A 14,050-nucleotide genomic window follows, 5' to 3' on the forward strand; every position below is an offset into this window, starting at 1 on the left:
CTCCTTTAGGTGCGGGCCGGTGGCGTAGCTCGTGCGCGGGGCGGTGCGAAAAAGGCTTTGGTGACAGGAGTGAGGCGCGCCATCCTGGTGCGCCATTTGCCTTCTTGCAGAGTATAGATCTCGGCCTTTAGGCCAGATGACCGGCCAGCATCCGGCATACGGACATGTGCCAACGCGATGTTGCGTTTGGCGGTCGGCGACCAAATTCCGGATGTTATGTGCCCAACTTCTTTTTTGCGTCGATTGTAGATCAACGACCCGTCCGAGGGTTTGAATCCTTCGACATCGAAACGTAGGAGGAGGCTTCTTGGACTCTCTCGCTTTAACAGCAGGTCGCGCCGGCCATTGAAATGTCCTTTGTTGAAATCGACTAGCCGACCCAGACCAAGTTCGAAGGGTGTTTGGCCTCGGTGCAACCGTTCGGTCGAATGAACCGGCTGAAAATCCGCACCTGCGGTCAGAAACCCCGCTTCGATGCGGGCCAAATTTACAGCTTCGTATCCAATCGCGCGTAGTCCCTGATGTGCGCCACCTTTCCAAACTCTGTCCCACAGCGCTTCTGCCTTGTCCCAGTCGCACCAGAGCTCGTAACCTAAGTCACCGGTAAAACCCGTCCGCGAGATCATGAGACTGTGGTCAATTTGAGCGAGATCGAACGGCTTCAGCTTGCTGACATCTAAACCAGCGGCTTCCAAAACCGCATAAGAGGTCGGCCCCTGCAGCGAAAGTCCAGCAACACTATGAGTTTCGTCGACGACTGAAACGTCAAAACCCCATGCAGCGTCGAGTAACCATGTCAGCATTTGTTCCTGACAACAAAGGCGCCAATCGTTGTCGCCAAGATGGAAAAGAGTCCCGTCATCGATGACCATACCCTCTTCATCACACCAGACCGCGTACCCCACGCGACCAACGCTGATTTTTCGGACGTCCCGTGTCAGTAGGCGATTGAGCATCGCGGTCGCATCCGGCCCGGTCAATCGGTATTTTTGCATTGGTGATATGTCGAAAAGGGATGCCTGATTTCGCAGCGCGAAGTACTCGAACTCGACGCTGTCCAGCAGACCCGGGGCAGCATAGCCGGCCCAATCGTACCAATTTTGTGCGCGATTTTGCTCTTCGAGTTTTTTGTGAAACGGCCCGGGTATCAAACCAAGTTTTGGATCGGTAAAGATGCTCATGGCTGAGCCTCCAGCGCCGCCAAGGCCGCATTACGACCAGCGAGCCCCATGACATCGCCACCGGGATGCGTTGCTGCACCGCATTGGAACAGCCCTTTCGGCCCCATGGAGTATCTGGACATCCCGTTCGCGGGCCGAAGTGTCAGGAGCTGGTCCAAAGACATTTCTGCATGGTGCCAGTGCCCGCCGGGCGCGCCGGTTGCGCCTTCGATTTGATCCGGTGTTATGACCTGCTTGCCTGCAATTTGATCACCCAAGCCGGGCAGGGCGCGGCTAAGAGTTTCGACTGCAATTTCCGCAAGCTGTTCCTTTGCAGTCTCAGTCCACCCGCCTTCAAGGTCAGATGGCGCATATTGCACTATGGTTGATAGCCAGCTTGCTCCGTCGGCTGTCTGCATTTTGAAAGCTTCAATCACAGGTGCTTTGGACATTTGGCCATACTTAGCGGGATTGAACGCAGCTTCGACGTATTCCACAGAAGGAGCATAGATCAGACGTTCGTGTGCCAATTCGTCACTCAGACTGGGCAGGGCGGAGCTATCCTTGAGCCGTAGATTGACCTTAGCCGTTGTTCCACGCGCCCGTATATTTCGCACTCGCCGCATCGTTTCGATGTCAAAGGCAGACGGACCGGTCATTCGGCTTGTTAGTTTTGGGGCAAGGTTGCTGAGCACATTAGGTGCGGCAATGGTTCGCCCATCGGCAGTTTCCACTCCTGAGACGGCATCGTTGTCCAACAGAATGCGGGATACTTCAGTGTCCGGCATCAGCAGGCAACCTGCCTTTTGCGCAGCTTCCACCATCAAGTCGGTTAACGCGCACATCCCGCCTGCTGGTTGAGTGATGGTCCCTCCGTGACCCAAACGATAGATCAGATTGAACACAGTGCCCGGAGATCTTGGACCGGTGGCTGTCCCCCAGATTGCATCAGCAGCAAGCATTCCAGCCACCGGTCCTTCCGACAGGTCATCGAAGATAATGTCGTGGACATTAGACAAGACGACCTGTAAGAAACGCCGCATTTCATATTTGCCCAGCTTTTTCAGGCCTATGCCCAGTTTTGCCAGACGCAAAAACTCGTTGCGCGCACCCCGGGAAAGGATGGCCTTTTGCCCCCCGGGAGGTGGAGCCTCAGCGAGTTGGCGCAAAAGGTTTCCATACGTAATCAATTGGCGTGTCAGATCAGACCAGGCATCTGATTCCCGGTGTTTTGTCCCGTCGCTCCAATACACGCCGTCGTTCTTGAAGACGATGTGCCGCCCATCCTCAGACAGAGAGACCGTGGAGACGGGTTTGCCGGACAGGACAGGGTGTTGAATATCTATGCCGATGTCACCCAATGCCCGCGGGCTCAGGTTAAATAGCGAATGTGCAAGGGTCGGACCGCCGTCCACAGAATAAGACGCCATGCCGCCGAACCTGTCGGATTTCTCTATGATACAGACATTCTTGCCGCGTCGACCAAGGAGTGTTCCGGCAATCAGGCCGTTTACACCGCCGCCAATGACAATTGCATCAAATTGGCTCATGCGGCATACCCCTTCATTCGGCCATGCCGTGTTTCTTTCCTGAGAATAGCGCGGGCAGCGTTTGCACCTGGGGCCCCCATAACCCCACCGCCGGGATGGGCGGACGACCCGCACAAATAAAGTCCCTTGATAGGTAAATTGTACTGCGACCAACCCGGGACCGGTCGATTGAAGAAAAGCTGATCAAAAGTTAGTTCGCCTTGGAAAATGTTGCCCTCTGTCAGACCGACCTCGCGCTCAATTTCCAAGGGTGAACGAACTTCCATATGAACAACGCGCTCGCGTATTTCGGGACACGCCACAGACATCTGTTTGAGTACAGTTTCTGCCATCGCATTGCGCTGCTTTTCGTCCCAATTCTCGGCCGCTCTAACGCCGTCGACTTCTAGATCATAAGGCGCATATTGGACGAAAACCGTCATCATGTGGGCACCTGTCGGCGCCATAGTTGGATCAATCTGGCTAGGGATGAGCATGTCGATATAAGGCTTTTCCGACCAGCGCCCGACTTTCCAATCGTCATATGCCCTTTCAAGTTCAAAGAGGCTCTGCGACACATGCAAATCACCCCTGAGGAAGCTGGTGTGCTCGGGTGCTGCCGGGAAATTTGGAAAGCGATCAAGGGCTATGTTGAGCTTTGCCGAAGACCCCCGAATTTTGAAGTTCTGCACCGCCTTGGTGAAGTCATCCGGTAACTCGGCCGCGTCAATATGGTGCAGAACAGTGCGTTTGATATCCATATTGGAGGCAACGACAGGGGCGTAAAAAACCTTGCCGTCCTCGAGAGCTACGCCTTCAACGCGTCCATCTTTGCTGAGGATTTTCTCAACCCCTGAACCTGTGTGAATCGTACCCCCGTGCTCTTTGAATGAGGCAGCAATCGCATTCGAAATCGCGCCCATCCCACCGCGCGCGAAACCCCAGGCACCGATGCCACCATCAATATCACCCATGTAGTGATGAAGAAGTACGTAGGCCGTTCCGGGCGAGTACACTCCAAGGCCGGTTCCGATTATACCTGAGCCTGCCAAATGGGCCTTAATCAGGTCGTTTTCGAAGTGTTCATCCAGGAAGTCACCAATGGACATTGTCCAGAATTTCAGCGTTTCACCGAGCTCCCGACTACCCAACCCATGTGCTTTTTTTACGAGGTATGCCAGTTCACCGAGATCACGTGGGTGTAGAGAAGCGGGGTCCGGTGCGTCCCGAAGTAGAAACGGACGGATAAAACGGCATTGCCGCATAATGGCTTGCGAATAGCGGCGATAGGCGTCGGCATCTTTTTCAGAATGACGTGCCATCTCGCGCTTCAGTGCGTTGTGATCGGAATAGTAGGCGAAGTAATCCCCATCGCGCGTAAAGCTCGCGCCGCCTTCATACGGAATAACCTGAAGCCCGTATTTTGGTAGCTCAAGGTCCCGAGCAATCTCGCGCCGCAGAAGAGAGCATACGTATGAGCAGTTCGAGTATGTCCAACCCTCGTGTAGCGACCGGCTAACTGCCGCGCCACCGATCCAGTCGTTTTTTTCGACCACCAAAACACGCATGCCAGCGCGCGCCAAGTAGGCTGCGGCGGTTAATCCGTTGTGACCAGCGCCAGCCACAATCACGTCGTATCTGTTCTCAACCGTCAAATTTTTCCATCCCCTTCTCTCCCGTTTACAGATCGCGTGCGCACTCGTAAAGTTTATTTGAGCGCTCAAATAAATTTCAAGCTATTGACGCATCTTTTTTGCGCGCTGTAGATGGCTGCATTCGTAGGAGGAGCGGCAATTGGTCGAAGCTGAGCGGAAACGTCCTCGCAAAGAGCGGAAGGAGAACGCAGATCGTCGTCGCCGGCAGCTGCTGGACGCAGCTTGCCGCTCAATATTGACCCATGGATTGGCAAAAACGACGCTTGCAACAGTCGCGTCTGAGGCGGAGCTTTCTCAGGGTGTCGCAGCGTTTTACTTCAAGTCAAAGCTAGGTCTTCTAACCGAAACTTTGCGTGACCTGTACCAGCGTTACGAAGAGCACTGGACAGCTTCTTTAGAGCGAGCAGGGGACAAGCCCGCCGAAAAGATAAGGGCTTTGATAAAGGCTGACTTCCACCCGGATGCCTGTGGTCCGGATGTCTTACCCCTTTGGTATGCATTTTGGGGCGAGCTTCGATTTCAATTGCAGTATGATGAAGTTGCCGAGCATTTCGAGACACGTCGAAGAGAGACCTTGAGATTTATCTGGAATGAAATGCTCTCGGCTGACGACGTTGCTTCAGCAGACCAAATGGCTGAATGGATGGAGACATTGACGGATGGCTATTGGCAACGATTGCATCTCGCTCCGGAAGGCCTGAGCCGAAAGCAGGCGGAGCACGCTGCCTGGGGATGCCTTGTTCGTTTGGTTCCAGAATTAGTTGGAGATACGGCTTAGTCAATTTCGACTGAAAGGCCCCACAATATGACGCGAGTGCGGATATCGCAGCGGCCTCGGCCATCTTGGGGCGCCATCTTAAAAGAGGCGCGCTACCTTGCGCGGCTTGCTCTCCCGATAGTCATTTCTCTTGCCGCTGCTGCTTTGATTGGTGTCATTGATACCGTGATGGTGGCCCCGTTGGGAACACTTCCTCTGGCGGCGGTCTCAATTACGGCCTCGGTGCTGATCATTTTCTATTCAGCGCTCTACGGCTTTGTGTCCGCAATTGGTGTGCGCATGGCAGAAGCTTTTGGGAAAACAAGTGACCAAGGGCTGGCAGCAGCAACAAGCGCCGGAATTTTTGTTTCCTTAGTCGTGGGGGCAGTTGGCGCTGTTGCAATGATCTGCCTTAAGCCTGCTCTTTCTTGGATTGGGCAGCCGCCTGAAGTGGTCAGTCTAATAGGCGGGTACTGGATCGCGATGAGCCTTCTTTTGGTGCCCTTCACGGTTTTCTACACGCTTAAGGCTCTCTTTGACGCCATGAACCATCCGTGGATTGGCGTTGGTCTTGCGTTTCTTGCGGTCGGTTTCAACATCCCTTCAAACTATGTTTTGATCCACGGAGTTAGTGGCTGGCCAGGTCTGGGTCTTGTTGGCGCGGGGATTGCGAGTCTGTTGTCTCAGATGGTGCCGTTGCTTGTGGCACTTTTTATTTTGCGAGTGTGGAGAAGAAAGAGAGGCCTTCTGAGAGCCTCGAGTTTCGACAGGTCCGAGGTCAAAGCGCAGCTCAAAGAAGGGTTCATTATCTCCGTTGGCTATTTGGGGGAGGGGGCCGCTTACGCAGTTGCCGGCCTTATGCTTGGTTGGTTCAGCGCCGCTGCGCTCGCCGCCCATCAAATCGTTTCGGCAGTCAGCGACGTCATTTACATGGTGCCATTAGGCGTTTCGATTGCGATTTCTATACGCGTAGCTCAAGCAATTGGTGCCGATGAAAGAGAAAGGTTGAAGCCGATCGTTTTAGCGTCGCTGTTGGTCGTCGTTGGTTGGATGACCGTGGTCGTCACTGGTATTTTGTTTGGCCGTGCCCCTTTGGCAAATAGCCTGTCAGATGACCCAGAGGTCGTTTCTCTCGCGATATCTATGTTCCTTGTGATTGCAGCAATGCAGATTGCAGATGGTGTGCAAGGGACAATGCTAGGCGCATTTCGGGGCATGATGGACAATCATATTCCTGTCGCCATTACCCTGATTGCCTATTGGGTCTTTGCTTTGCCGCTTGGATATGCGCTGGGCTTTTGGCTTGGGTTCGGTCCCAACGGAGTTTGGATCGGATACGGCTCAGGTCTCTCATTGGCCGCTATCGCGTTGACCTATCGCTTCTTCTCCCAAAACCGCTAGGCGGCGCTGTTTGCTGGCCTTCTAAAGGCCCAACTTGTCTAAGAGTTTCAGGCGCAGGATTTCTGCTTCGACCAGAGTCTCTTTCGCAAAGGAGAAAGGCAGTGGTCTGAGGGGGGTGACAGGAAATTCCAGCTCGTCTGATTTGGTTCCAGTCGCCCATTTAGCGAGGACGCGCCCCATTGTTGTAGCTATAGCAACGCCGCGCCCATTGTATCCCAAACCTGTCATAATCCCCGGTGCGAGCTCATGCAGATGAGGATAGTGATCTTTAGTCAAAGCAACGAAGCCGCCCCACTCGTATTCCCACTGAACTCCAGATAATTGGGGGAAAAGTTCAACAGAAATGCGTTTCAACCGCTCAATTTGTTTGAGAGTGGACTTGTCGTTGTATGTACCGCGTCCTCCCATCAGAAAGCGACCGTCGGCATCTTGCCTGAAATAGAGAAGTAGGCGTCGTGCGTCTGACAAAGCGTTACCTTCTGGCAGAATTGTCTGCCGGACGTTGTCGGACAGGGGTGCCGTAGCGACCTGAACCGAGCGAACGGGCAAAACGGATTTAGCCAAGCGCAGATGCAGATCTCCAGAATAGGCGTTCGTGCAGATCAGCACTTTTTCTGAGATGACCGCTCCTTTGGGAGTTTCAATCCGAAAGCGGCCGGCCTCTGACAAAATCTGTTTGGCGGGCGATCCGCCGAAGATTTGCACGCCATTGCGGCGACCTGCTTCGGCCAGCCCAAGTGCATAGTTTAGCGGGTGCAAAACACCGCCGCGGCGATCCAGAACGCCGCCAAGGTAAGCTTCGGTCCCGGTCAGTCGCTGCATTTCGCTTTGATCAAGCCGCATCATGCCGCCGCCGTGGTTGTCCCAATCCTCGGCTAGTTTGTGTAGTTCACTGAGTGTTTTGTGAGTATGCGCTGCACGCAGCCAGCCAGGACGTTCTGCGTCGCACTCAATCCCGTGCCGAATTATTAAGTCAAACACAAGATCGGCGGCATCACCGGCCATTCGGATCATTCTGGTTCCCCAGATGTCACCAAATTTGGTTTTGATGCCCGTCGGCCCGTCCTTTAGGCCTACATTGATTTGACCGCCATTACGTCCTGAAGCTCCCCAGCCCGGTTGATGCGCATCTATGACAACAGCTTTGACGCCTTTCTCGGCCAGGTGAAGTGCTGCCGAAAGCCCGGTAAACCCAGCGCCAATCACGGTCACGTCAGAGTGCTGTTCGCCAACCAATTGTGGACATTCTGACGAATAGCCTGCTGTTGCTGACCACAGGCTATTTGCAATGACTGGGTTTTCGTTTCGGATCATCTAGTGGCCTCGCGCTTGCCTTGTGGGGGGAACTACGTAGGTTTGGCTCGTGATACTTGCCGGATAGTATGTGACGAATGCCTAGACTTTTGAACCAATTCGAATTGAAACCAACCGTCGAGCTCGACGCGTTCGAGCAGGCGTGGAACGCGTTTGTCGAACACTTGATCAAGACGGACCTTGCCGCCGAAAGTACGCCTTTGTGCAGGCGCATCACCGCAAGTGGTTACGATACCGACGAGCTGCGCAACCATACGCTTATGGCTGTCATAGAGTTCAGGGATCAATCGCAGGCAGACGCGGCTTGGGCCGCCATTGAAGGCCGCGTTGAGCCTTTGGGGGCTTTGCATCGCAGGGTTATTTCTTTGGTGCACGATCCGGTTTTCACTTTTTGGTCGGAACTCTAGATCTACGATTGAGTACGTCCGGATGTTTTCAATTAATTTCTCCTTCTTCATTGAATGATTATTCAATCAATGGCATTTATCGCTTGGATGTCAATTGTCCGCACACTGAGTGAGAACGGCGGTTGGGGGCAGGCACGACAAAAGAAGTGCTTTAGTAGATGGGATGCATTCGGGTGAGACAATCGCCAATCGAAAAAACAAACCCTGAGGGACGGCGGCGTACCGAGTCCAAGGAGGTGAGGAGACAACAACTCATCGACGCGACAATCGACTCGATTGCCGAAAACGGGATTGGTGGAACGACCATGTCCACAGTGACCGAGATTGCAGGTTTGTCACTGGGCATCGTCAACTTCCACTTCAAAAGTAAGCAGAACTTGCTGGAAGAAACGTTGCTGTTTCTAGCAAAGGAACACCACGAACAGTGGTTGGAAGCCTTTGACACTGCAGGATTGTCAGCGCCTGAAAAATTGTTGGCGATCGTCGATGCGCACTTTCACCCTCAGATTTGCACGCCAAAAAAGCTAGCTGTTTGGTTTGCGTTTTTTGGAGAGGCAGGACGGCGCGAAGTCTATCGCAGTCTGATCAATGACATCGATCAGGAGCGGTACGACGTAGCACTGAGACTGTGTTCAGAGATTGCTGAAGACGGTGGATACAAGGACATGCCGCCAAGGCAAGTCGCCAATATTCTGGAATCTCTCTACGACGGAATCTGGTTGGAGCTTTTGACCTATCCCGAGAACTTTCAACGTTCGGTTGCCCGCGATCACATCGCCGCCTTCCTTTCCAAGGTCTACCCGGATCACTTTCGAATGCCTGAGTTCAACAACGGTGGTTGAAAAAAAGCGGCTTTCAAACCGGACATTACAGACAAGATCAGCCAGCGCACAGCGCAGCCAACCAAGGATAAAAAATGGGCAGGGACTCTCGCTACGACATCCTTTTCGAACCAGTCCAAATCGGGCCAGTTACTGCGCCAAACCGTTTCTATCAGGTGCCGCACTGTACAGGTATGGGATGGCAATATCCGCGTACGCTTGCTGCAATGCGAAAAGTGAAGGCGCAAGGGGGATGGGGCGTCATATGCACGGAATACAACTCCATCCACCCGTCTTCCGACGACCTACCGCATCCTTATGCTTCGCTTTGGGATGACAGTGATGTTCGGGCGCACACACTTATGACCGATGCCGTACACGAATACGGTAGCCTGGCAGGTGCTGAGCTTTGGTACGGAGGCGCCAACTCGAACAACTTGTTTTCCCGGTTGCCGAGCATGGACGTCGACAGCCGTCCCAATACGAAAGGGCACCCTTTTCAGACCCGCGCCATGGACAAGCAGGACATCCGGGATCTACGCCGCTGGCATCGAAAGGCCGCTTTGCGGGCGCGAGAAGCCGGGTTTGACGTTGTCTATGTTTATGCGACGCACGGATACCTGATCTCGAATTTTTTGCATCCGCGCGTGAACACGCGCGGTGACGAATATGGTGGCAACTTAGAAAATAGGGTGCGTCTCACCCGAGAATTGATTCAGGAAACCAAGGACGCCGTTGGCGACCGGTGCGCCGTGGCCGTTCGGTTCTCGGCTGACGAAGAGATCGGCGAGGATGGCCAGCCAATCTATGGTGAACGACGAGAGATGTTTGAGATGCTCTCTGACCTGCCGGATTTGTGGGATATCAACATCGCAGATTATTCGGTTGAGATGGGTGTCTCCCGTTTTACCAAAGAAGCAGCACTTGAACCCTACATGCATTGGGTCAAGTCGGTAACGGATAAGCCTGTCGTGACCGTTGGTCGCTTCACGTCACCGGATACCATGGTCTCGCAAGTCAGGCGGGGGATTACGGATTTCATTGGGGCTGCACGCCCGTCGATTGCTGATCCTTACCTTCCAAAGAAGATTGAGGAAGGACGCTTGTCCGCGATCCGCGAATGTATCGGATGCAATATTTGTTACGCCAGCGACTCGATCGGGGTGCCTATTCGATGCACTCAGAACCCAACAATGGGAGAGGAGTGGCGCAAAGGCTGGCACCCCGAAGTCATTCGTAAGAAATCTTCAGATGCGCGTGTTCTGATCGTCGGGGCCGGGGCTGCCGGGCTAGAAGCAGCAAGGGCACTTGGTGTGCGAGGGTACGATGTCCAATTGGCAGAAGCTTCTCGTGAGTTGGGTGGCAGGGTCTCGCGCGAAGCGGCTCTGCCTGGAATGAGCGAGTACATTCGCGTCAAAGATTATCGCGAGCAGCAATTGATGGAGATGCCCAACGTTGAAATCTACCGTGAAAGCCCGCTGACAGTTGACGATATCTTGGCCGTCGATGCTGACCACGTTGCGATCGCAACCGGCGCGACTTGGCGAAAGGAGTATTTTAACGAAGAACGTTTCGCCCCGGTCGCAAATGGGTCTGCCTTAGGTCGGGTCTTTACTCCCGATGACATCATGGATGGGAAAATTCCCGATGGACCAACCCTCGTTTTTGATGGTGATGGCTACTACATGGCTAGTGTTATTGCTGAAAAAATCAGAGCGCATGGACATGCCGTCACGCTGGTCACACCGTCTGACAGTGTTTCCGACTGGGCAGGAAATACGTCCGAACGTTGGCGCATCCGAACGCATTTGCTTCGCTTAGGGGTCAAGATCCTGCCGTCAAAGTCGCTTCAACAATTTGATGGCGAAATCGCAGAGTTGGAGTGCGTCTATTGCGGTCCAAATGTGAAAGTTCCGGTTGGCAACATAGTGATGGTTACTGCTCGGAAGCCAAATGATGGTCTCTACAGGGGATTGCTGGGGCGGGCGAGTTCCGAGGATTTGTCGTTCAGCCTGCGTCGCATAGGAGATTGCGACGCGCCGGCGATTATTGCAGCAGCGGTTTATTCAGGTCATCGATACGCCCAGGAATTGGACGAAGCAGTGGATGAGGACATTCCACTTAGACATGATCGTCTGGATGTTGAGCAGCAGCCGATTTGACTTCGCTGGGCGATCTCGGTTGTACGCACTCAAGGGAAAGCAGGAGAAATCACCCATGCCGGAAGGCTTAATTATCCGTCCGCTTGAATTGAAAGACAACGAAGATTGGCGCCGCTTATGGACGGCATATTTGGATTTCTACGAGACCTCTGTTTCAGAAGAAGTCTACGAGGTTTCGTTCAAGAGATTGTTGTCAACGGATGCAGGTGAATACAATTGCCTCATCGCTGAGTTAGAAGGGAAACCGGTTGGACTAGCGCACTACCTTTACCATAGGTTCATGTGGTCGGTGGAGGATACGTGTTATCTTATGGATCTTTTCGCTGATCCGCAGGTTAGGGGAAAAGGTGTTGGACGAGCCCTGATCGAATCTGTTTTTCAGATCGCTAAGCAGCACGGTGTTCCAACCACCTACTGGACAACTCAAGAATTTAACTATCCCGGTCGAGTTCTGTACGACAAAGTCGCTAAAAGAACGCCATTTATAGTTTATGAAAAAGATGAATAACTGGTAGTGTCTCGCCAGAAAAAACCTTCTTGAGGCGGGCAGGGGCATCTGTAGCCTTTTTCCCTGCATATTCGATTCCAGAAAAATAGTTCACAACCAGTTTCTGGGCCGCTCGTTTGGCGGTGATGCTATTTGTTCGGTTCCCATTGTCGCTCCGAAATGTGAAACGCTTTTTTGCACGAAGAAAGATCGAAGTGAGCGAGGAGTTCGTCAGATATTGGCAGAATCGGTTTGGCCCCATGTTCGCGTTAAAGGTTCGAAGAAAGATTGTTCGGCAATTACGAAGGTCTTTTCAGTAGTATTTGGCTTAACGCGGGGGGGCGGTTGTCCTGCTTGCAACGCTACACTGTCGGCTATTACGGCTGTTGAAGCTTTACCTCGCGCGTGCTGTATTAAAACACGGCCGAAGTGTATCGGTGGATGCGTTGTTTTTTTGAATTCTAATAGCCGCAAGCCTCTGAAAACCGGACGAACCGCCCCTAATTTGGAAGGGTTGGACTTCCACCTGCCTGTCGGGCTAGACCAACCGATCCACTGAGATTTCTGGAGAGCACATGTCTGCTTTTAACCAAACTGCAACCTCCTCTACAAAAGCTTCGGATTTGCTGGTCGCAGCGCTCGAATCTGAAGGTGTTGAGTATGTTTTCGCTGTCCCAGGCGAGGAAAACCTTGATGTGTTGGAGTCTCTGAGAACCTCCAAGATTGAACTTGTTCTGACCCGTCACGAACAAGGAGCCGCATTCATGGCGGCGACCTATGGGCGTTTGACGGGCAAAGCTGGGGTATGCATGGCGACACTGGGGCCCGGAGCCACGAACTTTGCGACACCTGCCGCTTACGCGCATCTGGGGGGGATGCCGTTGGTCATGATCACGGGCCAAAAACCGATCAAGAAATCGAAACAGGGCCAGTTTCAGATCGTCGATGTGGTGGGTCTGTTCGACCCGATTTGCAAAATGTCCAAGCAGATTGTGCACGGGAACACTATCCCCTCGTTAATCCGCGAAGCGTTTCGCGTGGCGCAAGAAGAGCGTCCCGGTGCCGTTTTGTTGGAACTTCCCGAGGATATAGCGGCCGAAGACACGACCGAACCCGTTCTGCAACCTCACCCACGTTACTACGCCGTCGCTGGTGACACGGTTCTGAATGAGGCCGCCGAGATGATCCGCTCGGCCAAAATGCCTTTGCTACTGTTGGGAGCAGGTGCCAATCGAAAACACGCCCGCAGTGCGCTCAGTGAATTTGTGAACGACACGCAGATTCCTTTCTTTGACACACAGATGGGCAAAGGCGTGGTAGATGAGCGGTCCGATCTTTTTTTAGGAACTGCAGCTTTGTCTGATGGGGACTACCTGCACTGCGCCATCGAAAGGGCCGACCTGATCATAAATGTGGGCCATGACGTGGTGGAGAAACCTCCTTTCTTTATGAAAGAAGGTGGAACCAACGTGATCCATGTGAACTACAAAGCTGCGCAGGTCGACCAAGTTTATTTTCCGCAGGTCGAGGTTGTCGGCGATCTGGCGCAATCCATCGCACGGTTGGGGCAAAAGCTTGATGGCCCTTTGGAGTTTGACCGCAGCTATTTCGAGCGGGTGAAACAGGAAACGGATGTACATATCTCCGCAGGAGCCGGTGATCCGCGCTTTCCGGTGATCCCACAGCGATTTGTGGCTGACACACGTACGGTTATGCGCGACTGCGATATCATTGCGTTGGACAATGGCATTTATAAAATCTGGTACGCCCGCAATTATCAGGCCTATCAACCCAATACCGTTTTGCTGGATAACGCGTTGGCTACGATGGGAGCCGGCTTACCCTCAGCCATGATGGCAGCCAAGCTCTATCCCGACCGCCGGGTCATGGCGATATGTGGAGACGGTGGCTTTATGATGAATAGTCAGGAAGTTGAAACGGCCGTACGCCTGGGCCTAAATTTGGTTGTGACCATTCTAAATGACAGCTCGTACGGGATGATCCGTTGGAAGCAGTCTCATGCCGGGTTTGAAGATTGGGGATTGGAGTTCAACAACCCTGATTTTGTGCAATATGCCAGAAGCTACGGCGCGATCGGCCACCGGGTGGAGCGAACTGACGACTTGGTACCCACGTTTGAGCAAGCGTTCGCAGCAGGTGGCGTACACCTGATCGATCTTCCTGTTGATTACAGTGAAAACCAACGCGTTCTGATTGACGAATTGGCAGAAAAGGTTTGTTTGATCTGATCCGTGCTTCAAAGGTTTGTCGGAGCGACTTGGCTTGTGGCGTACAGGTCGGTGTTGGGCGTGAAAGCACGATCAGGTAAATGTGTCGGGGCTTAGTACAACCGCTTC

11 protein-coding genes and 1 pseudogene are annotated in these 14,050 nt (G+C 53.2%); 8 read left to right on the plus strand and 4 right to left on the minus strand.

Annotated elements, in window-relative coordinates:
- Positions 1-5 precede the first annotated feature (5 nt).
- The 3 genes from ACR0AI_RS00080 to ACR0AI_RS00090 are packed head-to-tail and all read right to left on the minus strand — an operon-like array spanning position 6 to position 4,344.
- Positions 6-1,181 carry an aminomethyl transferase family protein gene (locus ACR0AI_RS00080; protein WP_480671606.1) on the minus strand — a complete coding sequence of 392 codons (1,176 nt, stop codon included), beginning with the start codon at positions 1,179-1,181 and terminating at the stop codon, positions 6-8.
- On the minus strand, positions 1,178-2,710 hold the full coding sequence (locus tag ACR0AI_RS00085) for a phytoene desaturase family protein (RefSeq protein WP_480671604.1): 1,533 nt from the start codon (positions 2,708-2,710) through the stop codon (positions 1,178-1,180). Before ACR0AI_RS00085 ends, ACR0AI_RS00080 begins: the two co-directional genes overlap by 4 nt.
- A complete protein-coding gene (locus ACR0AI_RS00090; protein ID WP_480671602.1) occupies positions 2,707-4,344 on the minus strand; it encodes a phytoene desaturase family protein in 1,638 nt (545 codons plus the stop codon). Before ACR0AI_RS00090 ends, ACR0AI_RS00085 begins: the two co-directional genes overlap by 4 nt.
- 139 nt (positions 4,345-4,483) lie before the next feature.
- Here ACR0AI_RS00090 and ACR0AI_RS00095 point away from each other — a divergent pair, with 139 nt between their 5' ends.
- Both ACR0AI_RS00095 and ACR0AI_RS00100 read left to right on the plus strand, forming a co-directional pair.
- Positions 4,484-5,122 (plus strand): TetR family transcriptional regulator C-terminal domain-containing protein, encoded by a 639-nt coding sequence (locus tag ACR0AI_RS00095; RefSeq protein WP_480671600.1) that lies wholly within the window; start codon positions 4,484-4,486, stop codon positions 5,120-5,122.
- A gap of 27 nt (positions 5,123-5,149) precedes the next feature.
- Positions 5,150-6,502 (plus strand): MATE family efflux transporter, encoded by a 1,353-nt coding sequence (locus ACR0AI_RS00100; protein WP_480671598.1) that lies wholly within the window; start codon positions 5,150-5,152, stop codon positions 6,500-6,502.
- Between the two features lie 21 nt (positions 6,503-6,523).
- On the opposite strand, the gene ACR0AI_RS00105 is transcribed toward ACR0AI_RS00100, so the two are convergent.
- On the minus strand, positions 6,524-7,816 hold the full coding sequence (locus ACR0AI_RS00105; RefSeq protein WP_480671596.1) for an NAD(P)/FAD-dependent oxidoreductase: 1,293 nt from the start codon (positions 7,814-7,816) through the stop codon (positions 6,524-6,526).
- Between the two features lie 77 nt (positions 7,817-7,893).
- Here ACR0AI_RS00105 and ACR0AI_RS00110 point away from each other — a divergent pair, with 77 nt between their 5' ends.
- The 6 genes and pseudogenes from ACR0AI_RS00110 to ACR0AI_RS00135 all read left to right on the plus strand — a co-directional run bounded on the left by ACR0AI_RS00110 (position 7,894) and on the right by ACR0AI_RS00135 (position 13,942).
- Positions 7,894-8,223, plus strand: coding sequence for a DUF6614 family protein (locus ACR0AI_RS00110; protein WP_480671594.1), 330 nt, complete (start codon positions 7,894-7,896; stop codon positions 8,221-8,223).
- Between the two features lie 236 nt (positions 8,224-8,459).
- Positions 8,460-9,065, plus strand: coding sequence for a TetR/AcrR family transcriptional regulator (locus ACR0AI_RS00115; protein ID WP_480701224.1), 606 nt, complete (start codon positions 8,460-8,462; stop codon positions 9,063-9,065).
- A 74-nt stretch (positions 9,066-9,139) separates the two neighbouring features.
- Complete coding sequence (locus tag ACR0AI_RS00120) at positions 9,140-11,206, plus strand: oxidoreductase (protein WP_480671590.1); 2,067 nt, start codon at positions 9,140-9,142, stop codon at positions 11,204-11,206.
- The gene (locus tag ACR0AI_RS00125) at positions 11,172-11,714 is read left to right on the plus strand and encodes an N-acetyltransferase family protein (protein ID WP_480671588.1); all 543 of its coding nucleotides are present in this window, start codon (positions 11,172-11,174) and stop codon (positions 11,712-11,714) included. Before ACR0AI_RS00120 ends, ACR0AI_RS00125 begins: the two co-directional genes overlap by 35 nt.
- Before the next feature lie 116 nt (positions 11,715-11,830).
- A pseudogene (locus ACR0AI_RS00130) lies at positions 11,831-11,998 on the plus strand (IS6 family transposase); the annotation flags it as partial.
- Positions 11,999-12,268: 270 nt separating this feature from the next.
- Entirely contained in the window at positions 12,269-13,942 is a 1,674-nt protein-coding gene (locus ACR0AI_RS00135; protein ID WP_480671586.1) for an acetolactate synthase large subunit, read from the plus strand.
- The last annotated feature ends 108 nt before the right edge of the window (positions 13,943-14,050 follow it).

The sequence above is a fragment of the Ruegeria sp. BG3 genome (assembly GCF_056538485.1).

Excerpts from the sequence above, each read along its gene's own strand:
- ACR0AI_RS00080 (WP_480671606.1), bottom strand. The coding sequence starts at position 1,181 with ATGAGCATCTTTACCGATCCAAAACTTGGTTTGATACCCGGGCCGTTT.
- ACR0AI_RS00085 (WP_480671604.1), bottom strand. The coding sequence starts at position 2,710 with ATGAGCCAATTTGATGCAATTGTCATTGGCGGCGGTGTAAACGGCCTG.
- ACR0AI_RS00100 (WP_480671598.1), top strand. The coding sequence starts at position 5,150 with ATGACGCGAGTGCGGATATCGCAGCGGCCTCGGCCATCTTGGGGCGCC.
- ACR0AI_RS00105 (WP_480671596.1), bottom strand. The coding sequence starts at position 7,816 with ATGATCCGAAACGAAAACCCAGTCATTGCAAATAGCCTGTGGTCAGCA.
- ACR0AI_RS00110 (WP_480671594.1), top strand. The coding sequence starts at position 7,894 with ATGCCTAGACTTTTGAACCAATTCGAATTGAAACCAACCGTCGAGCTC.
- ACR0AI_RS00120 (WP_480671590.1), top strand. The coding sequence starts at position 9,140 with ATGGGCAGGGACTCTCGCTACGACATCCTTTTCGAACCAGTCCAAATC.
- ACR0AI_RS00125 (WP_480671588.1), top strand. The coding sequence starts at position 11,172 with ATGATCGTCTGGATGTTGAGCAGCAGCCGATTTGACTTCGCTGGGCGA.
- ACR0AI_RS00135 (WP_480671586.1), top strand. The coding sequence starts at position 12,269 with ATGTCTGCTTTTAACCAAACTGCAACCTCCTCTACAAAAGCTTCGGAT.